This window comes from Paenibacillus agricola, from assembly GCF_011440305.1.
GTDB classification, from domain to species: Bacteria; Bacillota; Bacilli; order Paenibacillales; family NBRC-103111; genus Paenibacillus_S; species Paenibacillus_S agricola.
This window is the reverse complement of record NZ_JAAOIW010000005.1, coordinates 126,425-149,576: the sequence shown is the minus strand read 5'-3', so window position 1 is coordinate 149,576 and position 23,152 is coordinate 126,425. Positions and strand designations below refer to the sequence as shown.

Genomic DNA, 23,152 nt, shown 5'->3' with positions numbered 1-23,152 from the left:
TTGTTGGGGAAGTGCGCTATCCAGAACAATCACTCGTTTCTAAATTTAAAATTTCATAGCAAAAGGAGAACGGTCCCCAGATTTCTTGATGGCCCTCAGAACAATCCAGACTACCGAAGCTTCGGCAACCATCCCTAAGGATTGGGCAAATGCACCAATCGCGCCGTTCCAGCCCGGACTTAATGCCACACACACGACCAATGTAACCAGTGTGACCGCGACATTGGCGGATTGCGACCAAATCATCGCTTTGGTTTCACCTCGCAGCATAATCAGGCCATTGCCAAAATCCAGCCACGGAAAGGTAAACGCCATGATCATGAAAACCCGCAATGCTTCCAGGCTGGCATGCATCAAACGTTCATTTACACCCATCACATGCTGCATAAACCACATACCCAGCGGTGTAAAGCTCAGCACCGCGAGCAATAAACCGGGTATGAACGACAATATCAAAGTAAACCGAATCACAGCAGGAGCGTCCTTATTGTAAAAGTTCAATACAATTTGATGGATATAAGAGAAGAAGCTTTGTACGAGCTGAGTCAAGCTAAAAGCGATCGTTAAGGAAGCAACAGATAGCTGGAAATCCGATGTTTTGCCCATAAAGGAATTGATCGCAGGGCCGATAATGACAGCAATAAACGAAGAATAGAGCAGCGGTTTATAAAATCCGAAGATTTGCCGCGGGCGTTCTATCGGATGATCTGCAAGCTTCTCGGGAATTTTTTTCAGCAGCAGCCTGCCCTCCCAGAAGCTTACTCCCGCCTCAATAATCATCCCGGAAAGAAAGATGATCGCTCCTACCTGCCCGCTGGTCACGCCATTGGTTTTGATGAAATAGAGCGAAACCAGGTACATCACAAGCAGCCGTACAGCCATCCCGATCGTCAGCCATTTCGTACGCATATTAAAAATGATCACGCCTTGAAATAAGCAGCGCACTCCCGAAAAAATGCTGACAAACATCAAAACGCGATATACATCAATCATCGGTCCCACCAACTCGTCATTTACGCCAAATAAATAGAAAAAAACCCACTTGCCGATAGGCGTGTAGGATAGCAAACCACCGAGGAGCAAAATACTCGAAAATATATAAATGCTGACAACTGTCATCGCTCGAAACGAGATTCGGTCTCTTACTAGAGCGGAGCAGGTTTGTCTTAAGAGCAGGGCTGGACGTTCTGTAATACCTAAAATGCTGAATGGCAGGGCATAGCTGGCAATAATAATTTCGGGAGAGGCGGACCGGGCAAGCGTACTATTGATAATGACGTGGGAGATCGTGACTAGGCTGGCAGAAAGGCCCAAGGGCAAGAAGAACGCAAGCAGCTGTCGAAAGGTCACACGGTTTTCCAAAACTTTTTCTGAAGCTTTACTCATTGAAAGGACTCCTATAATATACATTCTAAAAATCATTCCTCCCAGTATAGCATACTTTACCATAACTTCAGCTTGAAATTTTACCTGCAACCTCTGGAAGTGGAGGGGGGTTCGTGGTACATTAATGTAAATACAAGCAGCTATGCTTTCAAGGAAAGGTGGAGTTTTCCATGGCTTGGAGTTTTGTACCCGATCAGCGCCTAGGAATTCCGCTTCCCTATTGGAATAAGGAATGGGAAGACTTTACAGAAGAGGAACGCTCTGAAATTTTGCTGCGCTGGGAAGAAATTCGCGGCACTATACCTGATCATATTAAAAGGCTGGAAAGCATCATTATCAAGAAGCAGAACCAGCTGAATGTAGAGGATAATTTCAAACTTTCCTGCGAGCTTAATTCGGAAATCGCGGAATTGGCAGGAACGATCAATGAGCTGAACCTATGGTTTAGAGTCAATCAGGATATTACGGCTTCAGTTGCACATCATTAGGGCAAACTTGTTTAATAATGGTGGGCATTGCCGATTCTTTATATTATAATGTAGGGTATGTGTTTCAACAGGTACTTAGCAACAACCGGATCCGATTAGAGCCAGGATTAGGTTGCTCCTAAGTTGGGAGAGGTGGAAAAGCTTTGGTGTGGACAGAAGGAGTAGCCAGATTATGGTTGTTATTGAAGGATCATCAGCCTTCGCTGTATCCTGCGGAGGAATGGGATGATTTGATTGATATCCGAATAGCAAAGCTGTCTAAGGAAGGTATAGCTGCGAACCAAATGCCTTATGTGCAGGCTGTTCAATCAGGCTTGCATCTATTCAATGAGAGCTTGGACAAATCGCATACCCTTTCGCAAGATATCCACAATTCAACGGGAAGCTATTGGCATGGGATTATGCACCGTATGGAGGGGGACTACAGTAACGCCAAATATTGGTTCCGCCAGGTCGGTGGCCATCCTATATTCGATACGCTGCTGCAAGAAGCCAAAGCCTTATACACATCATTTGATCTGAAGCTAATTAGTAACAGCGCTCTTCAGAGCCAATTGCACCAAATAGCCAGCAGCTCGGCATGGGATCCCTATGGCTTCGTTGACCTCGTTCAGCAACAAGTGACGATGGTCCAGGACCAACATGCGGAATCATTGTTAATGGCTATACAAAGGGTTGAAATGAAGTTACTGCTGCAATATTCCTTTGAGCAGAGCGGAGGGAAAGCTGTTGAGCTTTAAAGCTGGACATGCTGCACAGGTCCCGAGAACTCCTGTGCAGCTCATGCTGCGCGTGTATCGCTATGTGCTGCCGGAGGTTGGGGAACAGCTGCGGTATTGGAAAGAAAAGGCGGAGGCTATGCCCGACCCTGAGCTGAAACAACAGGCAATTGCCAGCATGACCAGCAAGCTGTTCCATTGCCAGGGAGGAGCCGTGTATGCCACGGCCAATTTGCCGATGCGGCATGTGTTGATTCCGCTGATCGTTGCCTTTCAGACGATTAGTGACTATCTCGATAACCTGTGCGATCGGAGCACCTCGATGGATCCGCAGGATTTCCGTAGGCTGCACCAGTCCATGCTGGATGCCGTTAACCCGGCTGAGCCGCTTCATGAATATTACGCATTCCGGGCAGAGCAGGAGGATGGCGGCTACTTAAATGAGTTGGTTAAAACCTGCCAGGCAAGCCTGCGAATGCTGCCTTCCTATGCAATGGTAGCGAAGGATGTGGGAGAATGGGTAGGCTTATATTGTGATTTACAAGTGTATAAGCATATTCGACATGAATTAAGGGAAGAGGCTCTTTTGTCTTGGAGAAAGCCTTATGAGGCCAAATATCCAGAGCTTAGCTGGAATGAGTTTGCGGCAGCTACTGGCTCTACCTTGGGCGTTTTTATGATGTTTTTGGCAGCTGCTGGATCCGGTTTAGAGACTCGCTCCGTGGATGCCATCCGAGATGCCTATTTTCCATATATTTGCGCCTTGCATATTTTATTGGATTATTTGATCGACCAAGGGGAGGATACGCTTGGTGGTGACCTTAATTTTTGCAGCTACTACGAAAGTATGGAACAAACCGTTAACCGTATCGCTGCCATCGTTCTAGAGGCTAGAGCCAAGACGAAGCTCCTGGAGCATCCGGCTTTTCACAGCATGATTATTGAAGGTTTACTTGCGCTTTATTTGTCGGATCCGAAGGTCAATAAACAGATACAGGTGAAGCAAATTTCGCGAAAATTGATGAAGGGAAGTCCTTTAACCCGACTTTTTTTCTTTGCAAACAGCATACTGGTTCGTAAATCATTTTAATTGTTATTTCTGGGAGGAAACCATACATGTCAGTAAAAAAAATAGCAGTGCTAACTAGCGGTGGAGATTCACAAGGTATGAATGCAGCTGTTCGTGCAGTTGTGCGCAGCGGACTTTTTCATGGTTTGGAGGTATACGCCGTCCAACGTGGTTATGCCGGGCTAATCAATGATGATATTCGCCAGATGGACCTGCGGAGCGTTGGCGATATTATCCAGCGTGGAGGGACGATCTTGCAAACCGCTCGATGTAAGGAGTTTATGACTCCCGAAGGTCAGCAAATCGGTGCCGATAATTTAAAAAGAAGAGGCATTGATGGCTTGGTGGTCATTGGAGGCGACGGTTCGTATCAAGGTGCTAATAAGTTGTCTAAGCTGGGAATTAAAACGATGGGCTTGCCAGGTACCATTGATAATGATATTCCTTTTACGGATTTCACCATCGGGTTTGACACAGCCGTAAGCATCGTCGTAGACGCGATCAACAAGCTGCGCGACACAATGAGCTCCCACGAACGGTCATCCGTTGTTGAGGTAATGGGGCGTTATTGCGGTGACATTGCCTTATATTCGGGCTTAGCCAGTGGTGCCGAAACGATATTGGTGCCGGAAGTACCGTTTGATATGGATGAAATTTCCGACAGGATGGAAGCCAATTTCAAGCTGGGCAAGCGCCATAGTATTATTATTGTTGCCGAAGGCGTTTGTAAAGGAGAGGATATTGCCAATGCCATCTCCGAGCGCAAGGATAGCATTGAACCGCGAGTAACCGTGCTGGGACATATTCAACGTGGCGGCGCTCCGACGCATAACGATCGCATATTGGCTAGTAGCTTAGGTGACTTTGCAGTGCGCATGTTAATTGAAGGTGAATCCGGCAAAGGCTGTGGAATCATTAAAGGCGAGCTGACGATAACCGATATCGAGAAAGTATGTAGTACTAAGAAAAAATTTAATATGGAGCTTTATGAATTGGCCAAACGGTTGTCCCAATAACAAACATGCAGTTCCCTTCCAGATCGAAGCGGACTGCATGTTTTTGTTTGTTTATTTTTATTTTAAGGCACTTAAGATTTCATCAGTGGGACGATTGCCCTTTCTGGCGTAAACAATCGTTCCGTCCTTGCTGATCACGATGACACAGCGCTGCTGGCCCAGTAAAAATATTTTGCCAACATCATATAAATGGCGAATCAGGTCGCCTTGGTCGCTAATTAACGGAAAATCGTATTGGAATTTTTGCGAAAATTGCTTATGGTCGGCAAGCGAACCGGGATTCACTCCCAATACCAGCGCGTTAAATTTGGCATATAGGGTTTTGGAATCACGAACGGCGCATAATTGCTTGGTGCAGATCGGGGTTTCGTTCTTCGGGTAAAAAATAAGCACGATTGGCTGTTTGCCCAGATGATCGCTAAGCTGTATAGCACCTTGTGTGCTCTCAGCGTTGAAGGACGGGGCATTTTGTCCAATTGCTAGCATGTTCTTAACATCTCCTTTTGTATGGTGCCCCTATATTGTACCTAACATCGGAAAAGACATGCAAGCTTTGAACGATTCTGCAGTAGCTGGAAGGAAATTTCCAGTGTTGACTCAAGTGAATGTTATATACTACGATGAATGTAAAATGCACGATAAGGGAGCTAATATACAATGACTAAAATTACAATTATTTCCGGTAGCAATCGCGCACAAGCTACAACAACCCAATTGTGCAGCTATTTACAACAGGTTTTGGAAAGCAAAGGTTGTTTAGTTACGTTGCTAGATCTTTATGTAATGCCCCTACCCTTATACTCCCCAGACGTAGTTTGTGAGGATGCGAACCTAGCGATATTGAGGAATAGCTTGAATGAGGCAGATGGTATTATATTAGCGACACCTGAATATCACGGTGCTCCCAGCGGTGTATTGAAAAACGCATTGGATTTTGTAGGCTCAGCCCAATTTAGTGGGAAAGTAGTTCTGTCGGTGAGCTCGACTGGAGGCCCGGTTGGTGTAAGCTCCTTGCAGCAATTACAGACGATCGTCCGCAGCGTGCATGGTATTAATTGCCCCGAATGGATTTCGATCGGCGGAGAGAATCGTACCTTTACACCGGAAGGAGAGCCGGTTAACGAAAAATTACGTGAGCGTGCCCTACATACCCTGCAATATTTTGTGAAAATGGTAGAAGCTTTCAGTCCAGAACTGTAACTGCAACAAGCTGGGAGTGGTACATGATGTCCATATTAAATAATGATTGGACCGAGCAATTAGCTGCCGAATTCGAAAAGCCGTATTATTTGGAGCTATTTCAATTTTTAAACCAGGAATATAGCAACCGCACGATATTTCCCGAGATGGATGATATTTTCAATGCCTTGCATTATACGTCTTATGTCGAAACGAAGGTTGTCATTCTCGGCCAGGATCCTTACCATGGCATCGGTCAGGCCCATGGGTTAAGCTTTTCCGTTAAGCCGGGTGTGAAGGCGCCCCCGTCCTTGCAGAACATGCTAAAGGAGCTTCGCTCGGACCTAGGCTGTACGATACCTAACAACGGATATCTGGTGCCATGGGCAGAGCGGGGAGTGCTGCTGCTTAACACGGTGCTTACCGTTCGCGAAGGCGAAGCCGCTTCACACAAAGGCAAAGGCTGGGAACGCTTCACGGATGAAATCATCTGCAAGCTTAATGAGCGGGAGCAGCCCGTGGTTTTCATTCTATGGGGCAGCCAAGCGCATCAAAAAATGCAGCTGATTACGAACTCACGCCATCATATTCTCAAATCGGTTCATCCAAGTCCTTTATCGGTCCACCGTGGCTTTTATGGCAGTAAGCCTTATTCGGAAGCCAACGCTTTTCTACATAGCATAGGTTCTACGGAAATAGATTGGCAGCTGCCCAATATATAAGATATAGAGTTAAGGATTCCTCCGAATGAAGCGGGCTTTGCTTTATTGGAGTTGAAAGATAGCCAACAGTAGGCGTCAGGCTTACTGTTGGCTTTTTTATATCCATTTTAATATTGGTTTTTTTACCATAAAATGGATATGTTAAGGTTATATTAATATTAGGGCTTTAGAATGTAAAGACAGATCAATGGAGTGGGATAAGAAATTATCTGATAAATTAAACCCGCATTAAGCTCTAGAGATAAGCGGGATAGGGGAGTGAGAGGCCTATGCGTTCCTTGAAAAAAAGGAAACGGACAGGGTCAAAGCTAAATCAACTGAGGAGTACCTTTTTTATCATATTCGCTTGTTTGGTGGTACCTGTATGTTTAGTTTTTGGAGCGGAATTTATACAACGGGGAAATTTACAAGAAGCAATGGCATGGCTACTGCAAAATCCTATGCTGTTTGCGATGAATGCGATTTTGGATTTATTGATCTTTTTGCTGATATACGCTTTAGCGGGTGCGTTATTGCCCGCGGTTGCTTTGACCATGCTTTTGCTTTGTACGATGTCGCTAATCAGCTATTTTAAGCTGAAATTAATTGGCGAGCCTTTTTTTCCATGGGATATTTTCCTGAATAAAGAAAGCATAGATATTGTACCGCTCGTAGCAAATAGATCGAATTTGCTGCCTATTGGTGTTATATTCGGCATGTTTGTAGTGCTGGTCGTTTTATCGTTTCGGCTGCCGCGGCTTGGTTTGCGGCTTAAAACCCGTGCTATCGTTGGACTTCTAGCCATTTATGCTGTGTATGCATTTGGTGTTAACGCACCTTGGGCCAGCCGGGTGATGGACCGCATGGGTGCGAACGAGATCGTGTGGAACCAGTCGGAAAACTACGGAAATAATGGGATTTCATTAGCTTTTATGATGAATGTAAAAAATGCGATTGTCCAGAAGCCAGCGGGCTATGATGAATCGATGATGGAGGGAATAGCGGGTAAACTGAAGGGGCAGGCTAATATACAGACAGCCTCGGCAAACCTCGATCCTTTTAATGGGGTGCAGCCCAACGTTATCTTCATAATGAGCGAGGCTTTTTGGGATCCGACGTTGCTACCCAATGTCACATTTAGCGAGGATCCGTTACCTACTGTACACAGGCTGCAACAGGAATCGACCTCAGGGTATTTGCTTTCTCCCCAGTTTGGGGGCGGCACCAGCAACGTAGAGTACGAAGTACTAACGGGGCATTCGATGAGCTTTTTGCCAGCAGGCTCGGTTCCCTACCAACAATACCTTTCAAAAGTAACACCAAGCCTAGCCGGATATTTTCAGGAAAAGGGCTATAAAAGCATGGCCATCCACTCCTATGAGGGCTGGTTTTGGAATCGCGAAAACGTGTATAAAGAAATGGGCTTTGAAAGCTTTAAAAGTAAAGAGCAATTTAGTAACCCTCAATATAAAGGTGCTTTTATCTCCGATGACGAGGTGGCCAACAGCATTATTGAACAGGTCGACAATACGGATATACCGATGTTTATTTATGGCGTAACCATGCAAAATCACGGTCCCTATGACGATAATCGATATGAAAGTAATCCGATACAAATCGAAGGCGATTTAACCGTGGAGGCTCGAAATACCCTCGAAACCTACACACAGGGTATCCAAGATGCCGATGCAAGCCTGCAAAAGCTAATGGACCACTTTGCCGAAACGGAGGAGCCTACCGTTATCGTGTTTTATGGTGACCATCTGCCGATGCTGGGTTATGACTATGATGTGTATACGCAGACGGGTTTTATTCAAACTGCGAAGTCGGGACAATGGTCGCTTGACGAATTGAAACAAATGCATAGCGTACCATTCGTAACCTGGTCCAATGTAGATTTGCCACAAGAACAATTGCCAGTTCTCAGCAACTCCTTCCTTGGTGCGTATATGCTGAAGCAGATGGGCATGGAGCTTCCTGAAACACTTGCTTACAATGAGGAGCTATCCCGTAAAATGCCCGCCATGCTGCGAAATTTGGTAGTAGATGCAGACCTCAATTTAACTACCGCCGTACCTGATGCTTTAGCAGCGGATGTAGAACAATACCGGCAACTGCAATATGATTCATTGTTCGGCAAACAATACTTGGCTAAATATATGGATTCAAAATATTTACAGCCAACCGTAGCGGCAAACTACAACCAGGAATTTACTGAGTTCGGCTCCAGTGCGGATAATGTTGAGGAAGACTTGGCTGAAAGTGTAAAAGCTGGGAAAGAAATAAGCCAATAGTCCATAAGAAAATCGTGATAGGAAAGATAATGGATGTTCTTGAACTAATTCCGAGGAGCAAATTGAGATTTGCCCGGTAACGGAGTGTATCTGTCAGGTAAAAAGCACATTCAATAAATGGATGGATACTATTTAAACCCAAAAGACCCAGCTTCGATGAAGATAATTCTTCATCAAAGCTGGGTCTTAATCATTTTATTCAAAGTAATTGTTTTTCCACGCGCCCCCGCCCAGCTCTACAGCTAAGCAATGTCCCGCAGGGACGAGCGTTGCAAGCCGCACGAGGTCTCGCTCAGGGTCCTGACCCCGACGTATCTCGCAGATCGCCCAACCCAAGCAATGTCCCGCAGGGACGAAAGCGCCCCGAGCACACACAGTCCCGCGCCCCATCCACGGCACCCAAGTCAAGCGTGTCCCGTAGGGACGAAAGCGCCCCGAGCACACCACAGTCTCGCGCCCGAAATGGGAGTCCAGAGGGCAACGCCCTTTGGGACCCTCCCTATAGGGAGGGTGGGTAGATTCCTCCTTAATAGTCCACTCCACCCGTATACGTATTAACCGCATTCCAAAGCAAATACTCCTCAACACCATGATCCCTTAAAGCACGAATTTGCTCATCCAGCTCATGCTTGCCGTATTTAACGTACCCCTTAATCCAAGAGGCTGTAAAATCCTGAATCCACGGGCGAACAATCGGTTTCAGATTGAGCGCATTAATCGGCTCTAACTTCTTGGTGGTGTCCTTGATGGCTCCACTAATCGTTACATAAGGTGCCGCATCAGGCACTTTAGAACCATACCAACCGGTGCTATAATGGCTTGGATAAATCATAGGGGAGATCACATCGACATTTTGCGAGATTTTCTCGAAATCCTGCCCAATGCCTTCTGCCGCAGGAACCGCTGCCGCATAACCGAATATATCAACGGAAACCCTTACGCCTAGAGGGGAGAGCTGTTCTCTGGCATACTTGACGAATTCCGCTATAGCATCAATTCGTGACCGGTCATCCTTATCATACTTTAAAATATCGGCTCGCTTCTCAAACCCTTCTGGAAACCGCACATAGTCAAACTGGATCTCTTTAAAGCCGGCTTTAGCGGCTTCCTTGGCAATATTTATATTGTAATCCCATACTTCTTTTTTATAAGGGTTTACAAAGCTTTCTTTACCATTGCTCCATATCGTGCCATCACCATTGACAAAAGAAAGCTCAGGACGCTTATTAGCAAGCACTGTGTCCTTAAATACGACAATTCTTGCGATGGGATAAACCTGGTGCTCCTGCAAGGTGCTCATCAGCTTTGGCATATCCGAAATAATTTTTTGCGTGGTCTCCAATGCTTCCAGCTCGGCGTTACCTGTCCGGTAAGTAATATAACCCCAGTCATCTTTAATATCGATAACCATCGAATTGAGGTCGGTCTCGTCTAACAGCTTCAACAATGTGCTCATTCTTGCCCCGGCGGCGCTGTGGGCTGTAACATATACCCCTTTTACTTTAGGAGCGTCCTGTTGGGGATCTTTTTTGTTTATGGGGCGCAAGTGGTCATCCGTACTTGTAGTCGCTGCCAAAACGGGTGGTGCCTGCTGAACAATCGCATTTTTAGAGTCGAGTGAAGCTTGTACGAGCTGGTCAAAGCTAACATCGGGGTGGTCTGCACCCGTTTGGCCCATCACGATTAATAAGGAAGCGAGTAATAATTCCATGTTTAACTAATCTCTCCTTGCCAGAATGATATCTTACATTATAATAGAGAAGTTGGTGGCTTGGTAGAAAACTTTGTTTCATTTTGCTAGAATTTCGGATATTGTGACATATTACCCAAAGGATAGGTGTTATGAATAAACAAATTTGGACGTTAAGCGGGTTAAACCTTACTTATTATGCAACATCAGCTGTCCTTATGCCTTTTCTTCCGCTTTATTTTGGCTTAAAAGGCTACTCGTCCTCACAAATCGGTTTGCTTATGATGGTAGGCCCATTTATAGCTATATTCGCGCAGCCCTTATGGGGTTATTTGTGTGACCGTTACAATACGTTGAAATTTATCATTTTTGGCTTATGGATCATGACCGTCGCTTCGAGTATAGGTATATTTCAAACGGATGCCTTTCTATGGGCGTTTGTATTTATGTTGTTGCTATACTTTTTTATGCTGTCTGCGGTACCGCTGCTCGATAGCCTCACGATTAAAGGAGCCGAGCAGAATGGTCGGTCCTACGGTTCAATAAGGCTTTGGGGCTCCATTGGTTTTACGGCAGTAGCCATACTGGCAGGTTTTATCCTGGAAGCGCTTGGTGGTGTGCAGCATATCGCTTGGGTTTATTGGTGTGCGTGGATATTGCCCTTAATTCTGCTCTTATTTTTAAAGGATGAGAAAGGCAGCGGAAAAAAAATATCTTTAAAAGCGGTAGGTAGCATTGTGAAAAACCGCCCTTTTCTTTGGTTTTTACTGCTTGTATTTCTGCTTATGGTTCCTCATCGGATGAATGATGGATTGTTTGTGCTGTATTTAAAGGATCTTGGAGGCAGTGACTCCATGGCAGGCTGGGGCTGGGCATTGGCAGCCTTTGGGGAGATCCCTGCATTTGCGCTGTTAGGTCGATATATGCATCGCTTTCATGAGATGGCATTGCTTGGAATTGTCGCCATTATGTATACAATACGGTGGCTGCTGTATGGCTTGATTACAGATCCGACTGCGCTTATGTTTATGCAATTGTCACATTCCGTTACTTTTGCGGTATTTTGGATTGTAGCTTTGCAATACGCTGTACGTTTGGTGCCGGAAGAAATGAGATCTACAGGGCTTGCGTTATTTTCTGCTGTATTTCTGGGGTTAGCTGGCATTACGGGAGGATTTGTAGGCGGCTTGATCAAAGACATTTGGGGCGGGCAATGGATGTACCTGCTTGGTGCAGGAATGACAGCTTTGGCAGCGGTGTTGTTCCTTGGGACTCATATATATGAGCAGCAAAAAGCAAAAAAAACCATCTGATGGAGTTCATCAGATGGCGGTATGCAAGCGTAGCCTATAGCTTAGGCAGCTGTTGATTATTGGATTCTTGGGCGACCTCATGTAATTCTTTTTTTGTTGCTGTTGTTGTATCATCAGACGAAGATCCGTTGCCGGAAGTTGCTTCCTTAAACTCACGAAACATTTTACCGAATCCGCGGCCTAGCTCAGGCAATTTATTAGGTCCAAACAATAGCAGGGCAACAAGAGCGATTAATATGATATGCCATGGAGATAATGCTCCCATGTAATACACCTCCGATTTGGTTTTCCATTCTATCATACACTATTTTAATTATAGCATAACGGTTAATTATTACGAAACCGTAACAATTTCGCAATTATTCGAAAAAAAAACGCCTCCTAATGGAGAAAGGCGTCCCTTTGTTGTTCCGAAATACTGTGTTGGATAATTTCCATAGCATCTCCCGCTTCCAATGCCTCAAGACCGTTGCGCAGCACAATCTCAAATTCGAGCTCGGACCGCCTCAAAAAAGGAAATAACTCGGGAGTCAATCTCATCACGATCGTTGATAACTTTACTGTTTCCACAAGCAACACCCTTCCTCGTCAACTAGGTTAGAGAAGATCAGGCTTGACTTACGATGAACAAAGGCAAAGCTGCAATAGTAATGAGATTACAATACTTATTATAACATATTGAATTAAAATAGGAATGGTCACTTACTTACTTCTTTTTGAATGAACCTGACCGATTACTGGTGCTAGGCTTAGTAGTTTTAGTATTAGCTTTGGATCCATCATTTTTACGAACGTTGCTGCTGCTTGAACTGCTGGATGAAGATGAAGACGGTTTGGTAGATGTTGATGGTGTTGTACCAAAGCTCCCTTTTGTATCGCTGGTAGTGGGTGCAGTTGATTTGGGTGCTGTGCTGCTGCCAGTTGTTGGTGCTTTTGTTGAAGGAGCCGTTGTTGATGGTGTCGTACCAAAGCTTCCTTGGCGATTTGTTGTAGTAGGTGCCGGTGTTGAATTCACAGGCTCTTTTTTCGGCTCAGGCTTCTGGTATTTGCCATAATCATCATAACGCTTGGTAGTCGTGTACCCTTTGTAGTCAGAACCACTTTTACTGCTGCTCGACCAACTGTTTCCGAGTAATTGCTGCAGGACAGAGGCTGCTATATATCCTTCGAGGAAGGAAGAATCATAATTCTTTTTGGCATACTCAATGGAATCCACTTCGACCAAGGAATTGCTGGCATTGGCAGGATCCTTTTGAATATTGATAATTTTATTTGAATAGAAGAGGAACATTTGCTCTGTGGATTCCTTGCTTTTTTCCGTCGGCTCTTCCTGGTCGGCAAGCTCGTTAGCAACCGTAGGTACATCCTTGCCTTCAACTGAGTAAACCTTGGCAGTGTTTTTTCCGTTGCCCTGTACATCGACAAGTGAATAGTTATCCTTGACATAGTTTCCAGCATCACCAAAACCAGATAACATGGCGAAAATGACAACAAAAATGAGAACAACAGCAATCCATGTAATATGGCGTTTATTCATTGTGTGATCACCTCCATACGGCTCGCGGCTGTATGCTGCCGCTTATTGACGGCTGCCTTTCATAAATGTAATTTGGCTTGCGGGTGTTTTATTGCCTTCTGTAGCTACAAACTTGCCATCCTGCCATTGCAGGAAGAAGTATTGTCCCTCAGGTCCAAAATAACGCCAAATCATGACCTCTTCATTGGCACGGAAATCGGTATTTCCCTCTACACGAATAAGGTCGCTGCGCTGGTTATCCAATTTGTAGGTAACATCGCCATTGACGTCCAGTGTGGTAGGTACATCATGGGGACTATCCAAGGAGCCTTCCACGAACTGGCAATTAAAGCACTCGTAGGTGCGCCCCTTTTCAACGAGCAAGCAAGAAATGGCAGTGCCATTTTGTAAATAATAAGCAATCCGGTGCGGTGGGAACCCGCGGTCAAAATAAGTAATTTTGCCAGAAACGATATACTCCTCAAGGTCAACATTAATAATATCGCCAACCTGCGTATCTTCAAGAGGATTGGATTCCTTGACAACAGGCTGCTCTTGCTCGCTTCTGAATATTGAGCTAATTCTTTTCCAAATGGACATGGGCAAACTCTCCTTTAATCTCACCTTAAAATTAGGAAACAATCTAATAATAACTGAATAAAAGCTTATTCGCTTGCCCCTTAATGGTTTCTTTAACAAACATTATACCTAATTTATACGAAAAAGCGGAAGTATAGGTTTCAATCGACAGTTATTTAATAAGGTTCTGAAATTTCTGGAATATTTTTTGGTTTTATGGTACAATACTAAAGATATTCTTAAGTACGGCCTTGCGTATGTAATTTCGAATGCTTCGGACGCATTTTGCAGATACAAAAAAGGATAATGGAGCTGGACTTAAGGGTATATACAAATACAAAACCCTAAAAGGAGAATGAAATCATTTGAAAAATTTTAACGAATTCGGCTTGGAGCCATCAGTTTTGCGTGCCATTACAGAAATGGGCTTTGAGGAGTCGACACCGATCCAAGAAAAAGCAATGCCTATTGCCATGGAGAATCGCGATTTAATTGGCCAAGCACAAACGGGTACTGGGAAAACGGCAGCATTCGGCATTCCGTTAGTTAACAAAATCGACGTTAAAGAAGAAAGAATCGTCGCTTTGATTATGTGCCCGACTCGCGAACTTGCAATCCAAGTAGCAGAAGAAATCGAAAAGCTTGGCAGATTTAAGGGCATTCGCTCTTTGCCAATCTATGGCGGTCAAGATATTGTTAAACAAATTCGCGCTCTAAAGAAAAAACCGCAAATCATTATCGGTACGCCTGGACGCTTACTTGATCATATTAATAGAAAAACTATCAAGCTGGATGATGTACAAACCGTTATCCTGGATGAAGCAGATGAAATGTTGGATATGGGTTTCATGGAGGATATTCAATCCATCTTGAAGTTAGTGCCAGCAGAGCGTCATACGATGTTATTCTCGGCCACAATGCCTATGAACATCCAACGTCTTGCTCAACAATTTTTGCGTAACCCTGAGCATGTGTCGGTTATTCCTAAACAAATGAGTGCACCGCTAATCGAGCAATCCTATATCGAATTGCAAGAAAGACAAAAATTTGATACCTTATGCCGTTTGATTGATATGGAAGCTCCAGATTTGGCAATCATCTTCGGACGTACGAAGCGCCGGGTAGATGAATTGGCAGAAGGCTTACAAAAACGCGGTTATACAGCAGAAGGTTTACATGGTGACTTGTCACAGAACCAACGTGATAACGTTATGCGTAAATTCCGCGACGGCAGCATCGATGTTCTTGTAGCAACTGATGTAGCGGCACGCGGCTTGGACGTTTCTGGTGTAACACACGTTATCAATTTCGATTTACCGCAGGATCCTGAAAGCTATGTCCACCGTATTGGACGTACAGGCCGTGCAGGTAAAGAAGGTGCAGCCTTCACATTTGTAACACCAAGAGAAATTGACCACTTGAACTTTATCGAGAAGCTAACACGTCAAAAAATTGCCAAGAAGCCAATGCCTAGTATCGCTGAAGCTATCGAAGGCAAACAAAAAATGACAGCTGAACGCATCTTGGATCTATTGAACAAAGACGACCATAATGAATACAAAGGCTTGGCTATTCAATTGCTAGAGCAACATGATTCGGTTCATCTATTAGCAGCAGCATTAAAGCTGTTAACAGGCGATAAGAAGGAAGTTGTTATTGAATTGACACCGGAAGATCCATTACGTGCAAAGAAAAGAAGACAAGATGTTCGCAGCTCCGGACGCAAGCCATCAGGCAGCTACGGAACAGCAGCAGGCGCTCGTGGCGGAAGCGGCGGAGGCAGCAGCAGACCATATGACCGTTCATCTGGTTCCAGCAGCGGCGGCTCCAGAGCCCCTCGCTCAGGCAGTGGCGGCGGTAGCAGCAGTGGAAGCCGCGACTACACATCCCGTGAAGGCCGCGATAACCGTGGTAGCAGCAGCAGCCGTAATGAAGGTCGTGACTATGGTCGTGACCGTGGCTTCAACCGTACGACATCTTCCCGTCCCAATGAAGATCTTGTGAAAAACTAATACCCGAAGGTGAAGCTTGGTTTCGAGCTTCACCTTTTGTTTTGCTACCTACAACGGTCGAAATAGGATATAATACAAGGTACAGGTTAAGCTTTCATGCAAATTTAATGAGGAGGGTATTGTTTTGGAATTTAGAGGCATTATGGGAGGGTTTTACCGGATATCGGAATGGATTATGCGATTGTCCGTTATTAATGTACTTTGGGTCATCTGTGCGCTCCCGTTTTTCTTGCTGGGTCTGCTCTTGCTGCAAACAGAGTCTGTCGACCAGTTGATATCCACATTGATCTTGATCGCCATCGTATCACCATTTACATTGTTTCCTTCAACCTCTGCAATGTTTGCAGTAGCCCGTAAGTGGCTGACGGGTGAAGAGGATGCACCTTTGTTAAAAACTTTTTTTCGAGGCTATAAGGATAATTTCCTGCAAAGCATGCTGGGTGGCATTTTGTATGCATTGATTGCAGTAGTGTTGTATACGAATTTTAAATTTTACGGCAATCAAGCGGGTACCTTTGGGGTATTGAAGTTTTTAGTGTTGACGCTTACAGCGTTGATCGGCGTTTCTTTTTTCCATTTCTTCTCGATTGTAACGCATTTGCATATGAAGTTTTTTCAAATATTGAAAAATGCGATTTTAATCTCGATCGGTCATCCAATTCGTTCCTTGTCGATGATTATTTGTAATGGATTTATTATTTATATCAGCTTTACTACCTTTACGTTTCTGATTCCTTTTTTTATGGGAAGCTTAATTTCCGTGGTCTCGTTTTGGCATTTCAATCTGATCTTTGGTAAGCTGCAGACGAAGCAGCAGGCATTAGCAGAGAAAGAAGCAGAAGCGGCCGAAGAGGCGGCTAAAGCAGGGGCGCTCACGAATTCAGATCCGAATGTTTTGGGAAACAATGGGCAGGGTAGCGGTAGTGGCAACACCTTGTCAGGGATTGATCTTCATAAAAAAGGTGAAGATGAGGACGCTAATAGCAATAAGCCTTAGCTTAACTTAATACTGGAGGCTAGTTTGTTTCAAGGTTTACATTCAATGCCGAAAATCATATAATAAAGGTACCAAAAAATCCTGCGGTGTTCGTTACGGTTTTAAGTTGTTTTGAACCAATGACTGTTTCTTGGGAGACCTACATTAAATCATGGCTGACATGCCCCCGAAAAGGGACTTCAAAGATGATTTTGCGGACACCCACCTGCGAGAGCGGGTTTGAAGCGCTAAATCGGACGGCATACGCGGGTTTTTTGCGTCTAAATCCTAGCTAGATAAACAAGGAAGGGTGACCAGCTTGAAATTGTTCATTGATACGGCCAACACCGAGGAAATCCGCAAGGCATTTGACCTTGGAGTTATTGCAGGAGTTACAACCAATCCGTCACTTATTGCAAAGGAAGGCAGAGACTTTTTTGAAACGGTTAAAGAAATCGTTTCAATCGTTGGTAACTTGCCGATCAGCGCAGAGGTTATAAGCTTGGAATCCAAAGAAATGGTTGAACAAGGTCGCAAGCTTGCAGCTTTGGGAGACAGCATTGTTGTTAAATTGCCAATGACTGAAGAAGGCCTGAAAGCAACGAAAATTTTTACAGCAGAAGGCATTAAAACGAATGTCACACTTATATTCAGTTCCCCGCAAGCACTTCTTGCGGCACGTGCAGGGGCTACATATGTATCTCCTTTTATTGGTCGTTTAGACGACATTAATCAAGTGGGGATTAATTTAATTAAAGAAATTAGCACTATATTCAAAGTCCATAATATTTCCTCGGAAATTATTGCGGCTAGTGTTCGTCATTCTTCACATTTTATTGATGCAGCATTGTATGGATCTCATATTGCTACGGTTCCTTACAAGGTTATCCAAGCTATGACCAAGCACCCTTTAACAGATGCGGGCATTGAACGCTTCTTGGCAGATTGGGAAGGCGCTAAGCAAAACCAATTCTAATGCCTGAAGTACAATCGTTTTGCATTCAATGAGGTTTATCATAGTGTATAGATAGTAAAAGGGAGAGCCGTAAATAACGGCATCTCCCTTTTTGTGTTGGCGTGAAATTGCTATTGTATGCCATAGGCATGTTATGAAAAACTTACTGCAACACGGCCAAATCATTTAATTGATGCATGGCTGATTTCAGCGTTGGATAGAGGGTTCGGTAAATCTCATAATACTCATCATAGGGTGCTTGATGTTCATGGTTGGGCTCGACGCGTTCGACGACTTCAATCCAGCGTTCACATAATTCGCTGATGTCTTCTTTGAGCACGCCAGAGGCGGCCATAACCGCTGCCCCATAGGCGGGGCCATCCGTTGAATTAACTGTAACGACCGGATAACCGCATATATCGGCAATCAACTGCCGCCAAAATAAGCTTCTTGCACCGCCACCGCTAACACGCAACTCTGTAATTTGAATCCCGGAGGCTTTAATAAGCTCTAAGGAGTCTCTCAAACCAAAGGTGATGCCTTCCAGAACGGATCTAGTCATATGGGCTTTGGTATGGCGCATATTTAAGCCGATAAACCCACCACGTGCTTTGGGATCTGGGTGTGGCGTTCGCTCACCTGTCAAATAGGGAAGGAACAGAAGACCTTCGCTGCCTAGAGGTGCGGTTTCAGCGAGAGCGGTCAAATACTCATAGACATCGCGTCCTTCAGCATCGGCGATTTGCTGTTCTTCAAAGGCAAAGTGGTTTTTCCACCATTGAAAGGAACCACCAGCAGCTAGCATAACTCCCATGCGGTGCCATTTGCCAGGAACGCCATGGCAAAAGGAGTGGAGCCTACATTCTGGATCCATTTGATACGTATCATCATGGACAAATACGACGCCTGAGGTGCCTAGGGCAACCGAGGCGATGCCTTGTTTAACGACACCTACACCTACCGCTCCACAAGCCTGGTCGCCGCCACCTGCAACGACCGGAGTCCCCGCCTTAAGACCTGTGAGCTCGGCAATCGCTGGCAGCAGGTAGCCTGCGATCTCATTGCTCTCGAATAGAGGCGGTAGCCATTCCATCGGAATGCCAAGACGCTGGACAACGGTCTGCGACCATTCGCGATGGGCTACATCCAACAGCAGAGTGCCGCTGGCATCCGCCACATCCATGCCAAAGGCTCCGGTAAGCTGTAAACGTACGTAGTCTTTAGGCAGCATCAAATGGGCGGTCTGGGCATAATGCTCAGGCTCATGATTGCGCAGCCATATGATTTTCGGAGCCGTAAACCCGGTCAAGGCTTTATTGCCAGTCAACCGGCCTAATTCCTCGATACCTACCGTTTGCTCGATCCATTCGCATTCTGCTGCAGTACGTTGGTCGCACCATAAAAGGGCGGGCCGAACCACCTGTAAATCAGCATTAAGGAATACGGAACCATGCATTTGCCCGGACAAACCAATTCCAGCGACTTCTTCGCCTTCAACAGCAGCTTTCTTTAGCAATGCGGTGATACATGAAGCAGTGCCTGTCCACCAATCCTCTGGATGCTGCTCTGCCCATCCGGGTTGAGGTTGTAAAAAGGGGTATTCTTCGCTATGGCTTGCTTTAACTTCACCTTGATCATTTACCAAAATACACTTTACGGCAGACGTTCCCAAATCGATTCCCAAAAAATAAGCCAATTGTATTCACCTCGAAAAAAGAATAGGAAAACTTTGTTTATCAAATAAACAAATGCTTCTCCTTTACTATTCGCATTAAATGAATAAAATCCTGCTTGAACTTTTTTATATCCTGAGTTCTGTCATGAAATTGTAAAGAATTTTAATGCGACACACATAGTTTGTCTAAAATGTGAAATAACGCTTTCTCATCAGGACAAATAATGGTATGATTAAAGATAGTGTTTATGATTATATCTAGTACTTCTATGAGGGGGGAAAGCTTTGTTAAAGCGAACCTTAATCGGCCTAGTTCGCAGTCACGATGGAACAGGAGAGAAAGCAAAAGACCCGGCTTTAAAAACCCGTTACTACAAGCTTTCTAAGGATCAAGTGTGGGATGAAGTAACCAATATGTTCAAGAAAATGAATGGTTACAAGTTACTGCACGAGGTTAGGAATGTTGGAGAAATTGTAGTAGAGAAAAAGACGGTAACTGGCCGGACGCAAGATATTACCTTAACTTTATTCGGGATAAACCCACTTAAAACAGCAATTGATATTTATTCGGCCTCCCGAGGCTCATTAGGTGACCTTGGTTCTAATTATCGCACTATCTTGGACATATACAAGCAGCTGGACAAACGCCTTGCTGCTTATAAAGAGTAGAATACCGGGATAACAGGGGTGCGATCTTTTCCGAACGGCTTTTGCGGAGGATGGATATGGGCATAAAAACAGCGGGGAAGCTTGGCTTCCCCGCTGTTTTTTTCATTATACTAGCTTTTTAACAGCCTCAATCGCATTTTCGTAATTAGGATGCTCCGTCATTTCGCTCAAATATTCAACATATTGCACGTTGTCGTCTTTATCGATAACAAATGTGGATCTCATTAACAAATGGATCTCTTTAATCAATACACCATAAGCAAGTCCAAAGGAATGGTTTTTATAATCGGATAAAGTGATCACCTTATCGATGCCGGCAGCGCCACACCAGCGGGATTGGGCAAAAGGAAGGTCAACGCTGATCGTAAGCACAATTACTTCATCGCCCAATTTGGCAGCTTCTTCATTAAAACGGCGAGTTTGGGCGTCGCAAACACCTGTATCAAGGGAAGGTACTACACTGATTAGCTTTACTTTTCCTGCATAATCAGCCAAAGTTGCTAGCTCCATCAAGTTTTTATTTACTGTGAAATCTGGAGCCTTGTCGCCTACTTTGACTTCAGTTCCTACCAAAGTAATGGGGTTGCCTTTCAGGGTAGCTACACCGGTACGCTCTTGTGCCATGTTCATTGGCCTCCTTGTTTCTATGAGAATGATTGGTATTTCACCATTTTTTATTATAAACTTTTTAAAAGGATCTTGTCCAATGGAAGGAAGACGACCTGTGGAATTAAGGCAACTGCATTATTTTGTGAAAGTGGCGAGAAAACAACATGTGACTAATGCCGCGGAAGAGCTTCACGTCGCCCAATCGGCGATTAGCCGGCAAATCCATCAGCTTGAGGATGAGCTTGGGGTTCCTTTGTTTGTGCGTAAAGGCCGTAATCTCCAGCTTACCTCCGTTGGGAAATTATTTTTGGAACGAATCGAGGTTGTTTTAGCTGATTTGGAGCGTGCGGTAAATGAAGTGCATGAGTTTATGGATCCCGAAGCAGGAGAAATCAGGATTGGTTTCCCGCATAGCCTGGGCATTTATTTGTTGCCAACTGTAGTGGCCAATTTTCGGCAAACGCACCCTAATGTCAAATTCAGATTGCGGCAAGGTACTTACAACAGTCTGATCCGTGATGTGATAAAGGGGGATATTGATCTATCCTTTATTTCGCCTTTTCCTGAAAAGCATCTTAATGTAAGTGGGAAACTGCTGCTGCAAGAGGAATTGTTTGCGATCTTACCGCAAGTGCATGCTTTGGCCGATCAAGATACAATACGGCTGGAGCAGCTTAAAGATGAAGCCTTCGTGATGTTCAGCGATGAATATTCGTTGCGTAACATTGTGTTAGAAGCCTGTGCAAAGGCGGGGTTTGTACCGCGTATAGGCTTTGAAGGGGAAGAGACGGATACCATTCGGGGCTTGGTTGCAGCAGGGGTGGGGGTCAGCCTACTTCCTGAGATGGCATTAACTGAAATTAGCCAGCTCCAGCCGGCCAAGGTTAGAGTCATTGATCCCGTTGTGACACGTAGTGTGGGCTTGATCCAAAGAACCGGCGAAAAGCTGCCGCAAGTGGCTGAAATTTTTCGGCATTTTTTATTGGATCATTTTCAGGTCAAATAATTTCAAGTGAACTAAATAGCTGTAAGCCAAAAACGCCTCAGCCCATTAATGGGCTGAGGCGTTTTTCAATGATTATCTGCGGTTGTTAAAGATCATTACATATTTGAGGAGCTGTAGCATGGAGATTAGTGCTGCGGCTACGTAGGTAAGGGCAGCAGCATTCAGTACCTTAGAGACGCCGCGTTTCTCTTCATTAGTAATAAATCCTTGTGAAACCATTATGTCTTTGGCGCGATTGCTGGCATTAAACTCAACGGGCAGCGTAATAATTTGAAAGGCTACCGCCGCTGTGAAGAAGAGAATACCAATAAGCAGTAGGGAATTGAATTGCTGGAATATTAATCCTGCCATAATAAGGAAGGGCGCTACGCCAGAGGCGAAATTAACCACAGGGAACATGAAGTGCCGTATGGAAAGCATCGGGTAGCTCTTCTTATGCTGTATCGCATGGCCCACTTCATGGCAGGCTACGGATATGGCTGATATCGACCTTTCGTAATAGACGGGCTCAGATAGCCTGACAGCACGATGTGTAGGGTCATAATGGTCGGTAAGGCTTCCTGCGACGGGCTCAACCGGCACATCATAGAGTCCGCTGCTGTCCAGCATGCGACGGGCAGCCTCTGCCCCTGTAAGACCTGAGCTGGCTGAAACCTGCGACCATTTATTGAATGTTCCTTTAACCCGGAATTGCGCCCATAAGGAAAGTAAGAAAGCAATGATGATCAAAAAATCCATAGGGTGAAAAAACATACCATCCGACCTCCAATATCTATTTAGGATAGGGGACTTTTGCCTAGTAGCAAGAGCAAGGCTTCCAAACAGGCCACAGTATGAGGAGTAAGCACTTTATTCAATTTTTTCATTTGTGATGGCTTCATCCTATCAATGATAGGGCTGATTTCCTGAACTTCCTTCTGTAGCTGCTGTAAGTGCAGCTGAATAGAAGAGAGCTTATCTGTCACGATTTCATCATGGCTTACTTTAGTCCAGAGCAGCAAGCTTGCCTTGATTTCTTCTAGGGTATATTTGTCCTTTTTCATCATATTAATACGTTTAAGCCGCTTTAAAGTTTCATCACTATACAAACGATAATTGGTATCAGAGCGTGCTTCAGGTTCCACTAAACCCATCTTTGTATAGTAGTCAATCGTTCTGGGGCTGATCTCAGATAAGCGTGCCAATTCACCAATACGATATAGTTTCATCCCCAAGCATATCACCCCTAATTCTATTACAATCAGCTTCATCCAATGTCCGCTTTAATCATGATACCTGATAAGAAACCATACAGTCAAAC

Annotated in this window: 25 protein-coding genes and 1 other RNA gene; 14 read left to right on the top strand and 12 right to left on the bottom strand. The window is 44.7% G+C overall.

Going from position 1 to position 23,152, the window contains the following annotated elements:
* Positions 1-45 precede the first annotated feature (45 nt).
* The gene (locus tag G9U52_RS15645; RefSeq protein ID WP_166151136.1) at positions 46-1,386 is read right to left on the bottom strand and encodes a multi antimicrobial extrusion protein MatE; all 1,341 of its coding nucleotides are present in this window, start codon (positions 1,384-1,386) and stop codon (positions 46-48) included.
* A 170-nt stretch (positions 1,387-1,556) separates the two neighbouring features.
* Between G9U52_RS15645 and G9U52_RS15640 the strand changes: the two genes are divergently transcribed.
* The 4 genes from G9U52_RS15640 to pfkA all read left to right on the top strand — a co-directional run bounded on the left by G9U52_RS15640 (position 1,557) and on the right by pfkA (position 4,678).
* Positions 1,557-1,874: a hypothetical protein gene (locus G9U52_RS15640; protein ID WP_166151134.1), complete on the top strand. Its 318-nt coding sequence runs from the start codon at positions 1,557-1,559 to the stop codon at positions 1,872-1,874.
* Between the two features lie 146 nt (positions 1,875-2,020).
* On the top strand, positions 2,021-2,614 hold the full coding sequence (locus tag G9U52_RS15635; RefSeq protein ID WP_311764885.1) for a hypothetical protein: 594 nt from the start codon (positions 2,021-2,023) through the stop codon (positions 2,612-2,614).
* Between the two features lie 43 nt (positions 2,615-2,657).
* Positions 2,658-3,683, top strand: coding sequence for a tetraprenyl-beta-curcumene synthase family protein (locus G9U52_RS15630; RefSeq protein WP_166151818.1), 1,026 nt, complete (start codon positions 2,658-2,660; stop codon positions 3,681-3,683).
* Positions 3,684-3,709: 26 nt separating this feature from the next.
* Complete coding sequence (pfkA, locus tag G9U52_RS15625; protein ID WP_166151130.1) at positions 3,710-4,678, top strand: 6-phosphofructokinase; 969 nt, start codon at positions 3,710-3,712, stop codon at positions 4,676-4,678.
* Between the two features lie 57 nt (positions 4,679-4,735).
* Here pfkA and G9U52_RS15620 read toward each other — a convergent pair whose 3' ends face one another.
* Positions 4,736-5,164, bottom strand: a complete 429-nt coding sequence (locus G9U52_RS15620; protein WP_166151128.1) for a peroxiredoxin — start codon at positions 5,162-5,164, stop codon at positions 4,736-4,738.
* 171 nt (positions 5,165-5,335) lie between these two features.
* Between G9U52_RS15620 and G9U52_RS15615 the strand changes: the two genes are divergently transcribed.
* The 3 genes from G9U52_RS15615 (at position 5,336) to G9U52_RS15605 (ending at position 8,852) form a co-directional block, all read left to right on the top strand.
* Positions 5,336-5,878 carry an NADPH-dependent FMN reductase gene (locus G9U52_RS15615; RefSeq protein ID WP_166151127.1) on the top strand — a complete coding sequence of 181 codons (543 nt, stop codon included), beginning with the start codon at positions 5,336-5,338 and terminating at the stop codon, positions 5,876-5,878.
* Positions 5,879-5,901: 23 nt separating this feature from the next.
* Positions 5,902-6,579 (top strand): uracil-DNA glycosylase, encoded by a 678-nt coding sequence (locus tag G9U52_RS15610; RefSeq protein ID WP_166151124.1) that lies wholly within the window; start codon positions 5,902-5,904, stop codon positions 6,577-6,579.
* Between the two features lie 416 nt (positions 6,580-6,995).
* The gene (locus G9U52_RS15605) at positions 6,996-8,852 is read left to right on the top strand and encodes an LTA synthase family protein (RefSeq protein WP_243767363.1); all 1,857 of its coding nucleotides are present in this window, start codon (positions 6,996-6,998) and stop codon (positions 8,850-8,852) included.
* 195 nt (positions 8,853-9,047) lie between these two features.
* On the opposite strand, the gene G9U52_RS15600 is transcribed toward G9U52_RS15605, so the two are convergent.
* Both G9U52_RS15600 and G9U52_RS15595 read right to left on the bottom strand, forming a co-directional pair.
* Positions 9,048-9,416, bottom strand: coding sequence for a hypothetical protein (locus G9U52_RS15600; protein ID WP_166151120.1), 369 nt, complete (start codon positions 9,414-9,416; stop codon positions 9,048-9,050).
* Positions 9,379-10,563, bottom strand: a complete 1,185-nt coding sequence (locus tag G9U52_RS15595; RefSeq protein WP_166151118.1) for a putative glycoside hydrolase — start codon at positions 10,561-10,563, stop codon at positions 9,379-9,381. Before G9U52_RS15595 ends, G9U52_RS15600 begins: the two co-directional genes overlap by 38 nt.
* A 131-nt stretch (positions 10,564-10,694) precedes the next feature.
* Here G9U52_RS15595 and G9U52_RS15590 point away from each other — a divergent pair, with 131 nt between their 5' ends.
* Complete coding sequence (locus G9U52_RS15590) at positions 10,695-11,855, top strand: MFS transporter (RefSeq protein WP_166151116.1); 1,161 nt, start codon at positions 10,695-10,697, stop codon at positions 11,853-11,855.
* 34 nt (positions 11,856-11,889) lie between these two features.
* On the opposite strand, the gene tatA is transcribed toward G9U52_RS15590, so the two are convergent.
* The 4 genes from tatA to G9U52_RS15570 all read right to left on the bottom strand — a co-directional run bounded on the left by tatA (position 11,890) and on the right by G9U52_RS15570 (position 13,971).
* Positions 11,890-12,120: a twin-arginine translocase TatA/TatE family subunit gene (gene tatA, locus G9U52_RS15585; protein WP_166151114.1), complete on the bottom strand. Its 231-nt coding sequence runs from the start codon at positions 12,118-12,120 to the stop codon at positions 11,890-11,892.
* A 116-nt stretch (positions 12,121-12,236) separates the two neighbouring features.
* Positions 12,237-12,431: a hypothetical protein gene (locus G9U52_RS15580; RefSeq protein WP_166151112.1), complete on the bottom strand. Its 195-nt coding sequence runs from the start codon at positions 12,429-12,431 to the stop codon at positions 12,237-12,239.
* Between the two features lie 130 nt (positions 12,432-12,561).
* Positions 12,562-13,392 (bottom strand): DUF4247 domain-containing protein, encoded by an 831-nt coding sequence (locus tag G9U52_RS15575; protein ID WP_166151110.1) that lies wholly within the window; start codon positions 13,390-13,392, stop codon positions 12,562-12,564.
* Between the two features lie 42 nt (positions 13,393-13,434).
* Positions 13,435-13,971: a DUF4178 domain-containing protein gene (locus G9U52_RS15570; protein ID WP_166151108.1), complete on the bottom strand. Its 537-nt coding sequence runs from the start codon at positions 13,969-13,971 to the stop codon at positions 13,435-13,437.
* A 344-nt stretch (positions 13,972-14,315) separates the two neighbouring features.
* Here G9U52_RS15570 and cshA point away from each other — a divergent pair, with 344 nt between their 5' ends.
* From cshA to fsa, 4 genes are all read left to right on the top strand, one after another.
* Positions 14,316-15,962, top strand: a complete 1,647-nt coding sequence (gene cshA, locus G9U52_RS15565) for a degradosome RNA helicase CshA (protein WP_166151106.1) — start codon at positions 14,316-14,318, stop codon at positions 15,960-15,962.
* A gap of 124 nt (positions 15,963-16,086) precedes the next feature.
* Positions 16,087-16,959, top strand: coding sequence for a YesL family protein (locus G9U52_RS15560; RefSeq protein ID WP_166151104.1), 873 nt, complete (start codon positions 16,087-16,089; stop codon positions 16,957-16,959).
* Between the two features lie 75 nt (positions 16,960-17,034).
* Positions 17,035-17,215: non-coding RNA, 6S RNA (gene ssrS, locus G9U52_RS15555), on the top strand.
* 42 nt (positions 17,216-17,257) lie between these two features.
* A complete protein-coding gene (gene fsa, locus G9U52_RS15550; RefSeq protein ID WP_166151102.1) occupies positions 17,258-17,914 on the top strand; it encodes a fructose-6-phosphate aldolase in 657 nt (218 codons plus the stop codon).
* Between the two features lie 142 nt (positions 17,915-18,056).
* On the opposite strand, the gene xylB is transcribed toward fsa, so the two are convergent.
* Entirely contained in the window at positions 18,057-19,589 is a 1,533-nt protein-coding gene (gene xylB / locus G9U52_RS15545) for a xylulokinase (RefSeq protein ID WP_166151100.1), read from the bottom strand.
* Positions 19,590-19,853: 264 nt separating this feature from the next.
* On the opposite strand from xylB, the gene G9U52_RS15540 reads away from it, so the two are divergent.
* Positions 19,854-20,237 (top strand): DUF1499 domain-containing protein, encoded by a 384-nt coding sequence (locus G9U52_RS15540; RefSeq protein WP_166151098.1) that lies wholly within the window; start codon positions 19,854-19,856, stop codon positions 20,235-20,237.
* A gap of 105 nt (positions 20,238-20,342) precedes the next feature.
* On the opposite strand, the gene tpx is transcribed toward G9U52_RS15540, so the two are convergent.
* Positions 20,343-20,861: a thiol peroxidase gene (gene tpx / locus G9U52_RS15535; protein ID WP_166151096.1), complete on the bottom strand. Its 519-nt coding sequence runs from the start codon at positions 20,859-20,861 to the stop codon at positions 20,343-20,345.
* A 100-nt stretch (positions 20,862-20,961) separates the two neighbouring features.
* On the opposite strand from tpx, the gene gltC reads away from it, so the two are divergent.
* Complete coding sequence (gene gltC / locus G9U52_RS15530) at positions 20,962-21,852, top strand: glutamate biosynthesis transcriptional regulator GltC (protein ID WP_166151094.1); 891 nt, start codon at positions 20,962-20,964, stop codon at positions 21,850-21,852.
* 72 nt (positions 21,853-21,924) lie between these two features.
* On the opposite strand, the gene G9U52_RS15525 is transcribed toward gltC, so the two are convergent.
* Positions 21,925-22,605 carry a zinc metallopeptidase gene (locus tag G9U52_RS15525; RefSeq protein WP_166151092.1) on the bottom strand — a complete coding sequence of 227 codons (681 nt, stop codon included), beginning with the start codon at positions 22,603-22,605 and terminating at the stop codon, positions 21,925-21,927.
* A gap of 23 nt (positions 22,606-22,628) precedes the next feature.
* Positions 22,629-23,060 (bottom strand): MerR family transcriptional regulator, encoded by a 432-nt coding sequence (locus tag G9U52_RS15520; protein ID WP_166151816.1) that lies wholly within the window; start codon positions 23,058-23,060, stop codon positions 22,629-22,631.
* Positions 23,061-23,152 lie beyond the last annotated feature (92 nt).